This is a genomic window from Argonema antarcticum A004/B2 (assembly GCF_023333585.1).
In the GTDB taxonomy this organism is placed as follows: domain Bacteria; phylum Cyanobacteriota; class Cyanobacteriia; order Cyanobacteriales; family Aerosakkonemataceae; genus Argonema; species Argonema antarcticum.
This window is the reverse complement of the sequence record NZ_JAIQZN010000212.1, coordinates 1-2471: the sequence shown is the minus strand read 5'-3', so window position 1 is coordinate 2471 and position 2471 is coordinate 1. Positions and strand designations below refer to the sequence as shown.

The window sequence follows — 2471 nt, the reverse complement described above, 5'->3', positions numbered from 1 at the left end:
ACCGAACCGTAATAAAATTAAGGAATCTGCTCTAATTGGTTCGGCTGGTAATTCGGTTTTGAGGATTTCGACAGTGGTGAATTCCTCATTGGGTAATAACCAGCGGACGAAACTAGCTGGATTTTGGGAGGCGATGTATTTGCAGGTGTTATCGTAGGCCAATGTTTTGTTTTTTGCGAGCGAAGTTTATAGTTTTTTATATTATATTGACAGCAGATAAAATTGGGTGAAAACAGCGATAATACTAGGTATTGCTGTCTCGATTGCACTTCTGGCTCCCCATCAAACTAAGTTGCAGTAACTTGTGCGATCGGGCCATCAACACCCACCACCACCTCAACAGTATTAGAGAACTCAGGGAAAAAAAGACCGATCGCACAACTCACTTCACAGCATTCTCAGGTCGCTTTGTCAAGGGGTTTTGGAGTGCAACACCCCATCTAAATTCATCAAAAGGGGTGTTTATTCCCTATTATTTTGCTTAGTTCAGATTATCCAACCAAGCAGTTAAATCGGCTCTCCCGTACTTGAGGTGATAACAAAATCTAATAGATGGCTGGCAAAGCCTGTGGTATAACGGCTTTAGCTTCGTCATAGATACAAAAACTAACTTATTACTCAGAGCGTTGAGCTTCCCACTGCTGAAGCTAAAAGACCAACTGATTAGCAAAATTTATCACCCTAAGTACGGGAGAGCATAATTTTAGAAAAATGCGATATAATTAGAGGAAAATAATTATAACAAACGGGTAAATTCATACAATGAGCATTACTCTAACGAAAACCCAAGAGCTATTCATCCAAACAAAACTGGAAACGGATAAATATCGATCTGTCGAAGAAGTGCTAGAAGTTGCTTTGCGGTTGTTAGATGAATACGATCGCGCCGATCGCCAGTGGATTGATTCTGTACGAGTTAAGATAGATGCTGCTGTTGCTGTCTCCGAACATACTAAGCCGATTGATGGCGAAACCTTTATTACAGGGATTCTCGATCGTTTCCGGGAAGTGCGCGAGACTCAACAATGAAACGCTATCTCATCAACCTTCTCGCCACCCAGGATCTCAACGAAATTGCTGATTATTTCACTACCAACAATATCGAAGCAGGCGAGCGCTTTTTTCAATAGTTTTCGCGTCGCTGCCAACAATTAGTCAACTTTCCTAATTTAGGCAGGAGTTATAGAGAAATACGTCCCGACTTGCGAGGTCTTCCTTTAAATGGCTACGTTATCTTCTACCGAGCTTTAGATGATGGCATTGAGATTCTTCGTGTGGTCAGCGGTAGGCGAGATATGCCATCCCTATTTGATGAACAAGAACCGTGACATTGCGATCGCACAACTCACTTCACAGCATTCTCAGGTCGCTTTGTCAAGGGGTTTTGGAGTGCGATCGCGCAGCGTGCCGTAGGCGATCGCATCCTTTTGCTTCTGAATACTAAAACTGCCGTAGAGAATCGAAATTTCAAAAATATCTGTATGAATCAAAGCAGGTTTGCGGTGTGCCTCTTCACCCAGATGAATCCCAATCAAGTCAGCTAATGGTTGGTGTACTTCCTCTTCATCATGCACATCCCACCTGATTTTGCGACAGTCTTTAAATACTAGCGAATAAGGTAAGCTAGAGCCTGTCGGATCGTACAAGCATTCAACTAACACCTCATTCCCCCACCAACAAACTTTCACATTTGTTACTAAAGATGTAAGTCCACCTAAACCTAGCAAATTATAATCATCTGCCATACTAATTACTCACTCTTTCTCCAGTATTGTGCGTGTTAAGGATGGGATTGCCAAACCGATCGCGAGTTGGAAGCAAACTGCCATCTTTACCTAAGCGTAGCCCCTTGTTCATATTTCTGCCATCTAAGTCATATCTCGGTGCTGGTATGCGTACAACTTCACCATCAGGACGGATGATTAGTTTGGAATTATCTGGAAATTTATATTCAACATAACCACCTTGAGTAATTTTCACATTTGCACCAAGTCCACATAAAAAGTTATTTACTTCTTGAGGAGTCAGTCCAGTTAAATCTCCAAATTCAGATGCAATCCCATTTCCACCTACTCCGGGACTTGGCACGCAATAACCCCTATTTAGCTCTTGACAAAGTTGGTTTTTATTCTTTATTTGATATTCGTTTATATTCTACCATTAAAGAGCTATATGCCGTACATTGCGGGAAGGCTACGCGATCGCACAACTCACTTCACAGCATTCTCAGGTCGCTTTGTCAAGGGGTTTTGGAGTGCGATCGCGCAGCGTGCTGTAGGCGATCGCCTCTTTCCCTCTGATATAAATTCAGTACCAGGAATGTTTATTTCCCAGTATTTTGCCTAATTCATATTCTCCAACCAAGCGGTTAAATCTTCTGGCGATGAAAAATCTAACAACGCTTCCGCCAAGTTCTCTAACTGAGAAAGCGATAAAGCGCGAATTCTCTCTTCCGTGCTAGGTGCGATTTC

General features: G+C 42.3%; 5 protein-coding genes and 1 pseudogene. 3 read left to right on the top strand and 3 right to left on the bottom strand.

Features of this window, described 5'->3' with window-relative positions; all coding sequences use genetic code 11:
- Positions 1-762: 762 nt before the first annotated feature.
- Positions 763-1029 (top strand): ribbon-helix-helix domain-containing protein, encoded by a 267-nt coding sequence (locus tag LAY57_RS35350; RefSeq protein ID WP_249072125.1) that lies wholly within the window; start codon positions 763-765, stop codon positions 1027-1029.
- A 119-nt stretch (positions 1030-1148) separates the two neighbouring features.
- Positions 1149-1328, top strand: a pseudogene (locus LAY57_RS35345) (type II toxin-antitoxin system RelE/ParE family toxin); the annotation flags it as partial.
- A 33-nt stretch (positions 1329-1361) separates the two neighbouring features.
- Here the strand turns inward: LAY57_RS35345 and LAY57_RS35340 are convergent.
- Entirely contained in the window at positions 1362-1745 is a 384-nt protein-coding gene (locus tag LAY57_RS35340) for a hypothetical protein (RefSeq protein ID WP_249072123.1), read from the bottom strand.
- A 1-nt stretch (position 1746) separates the two neighbouring features.
- Positions 1747-2088 (bottom strand): hypothetical protein, encoded by a 342-nt coding sequence (locus LAY57_RS35335; protein WP_249072122.1) that lies wholly within the window; start codon positions 2086-2088, stop codon positions 1747-1749.
- A gap of 84 nt (positions 2089-2172) precedes the next feature.
- On the opposite strand from LAY57_RS35335, the gene LAY57_RS35330 reads away from it, so the two are divergent.
- Complete coding sequence (locus tag LAY57_RS35330; RefSeq protein ID WP_249072120.1) at positions 2173-2346, top strand: hypothetical protein; 174 nt, start codon at positions 2173-2175, stop codon at positions 2344-2346.
- On the opposite strand, the gene LAY57_RS35325 is transcribed toward LAY57_RS35330, so the two are convergent.
- Complete coding sequence (locus tag LAY57_RS35325; protein WP_338022554.1) at positions 2343-2468, bottom strand: DUF4351 domain-containing protein; 126 nt, start codon at positions 2466-2468, stop codon at positions 2343-2345. The genes LAY57_RS35330 and LAY57_RS35325 overlap by 4 nt on opposite strands.
- Between the last annotated feature and the right edge of the window lie 3 nt (positions 2469-2471).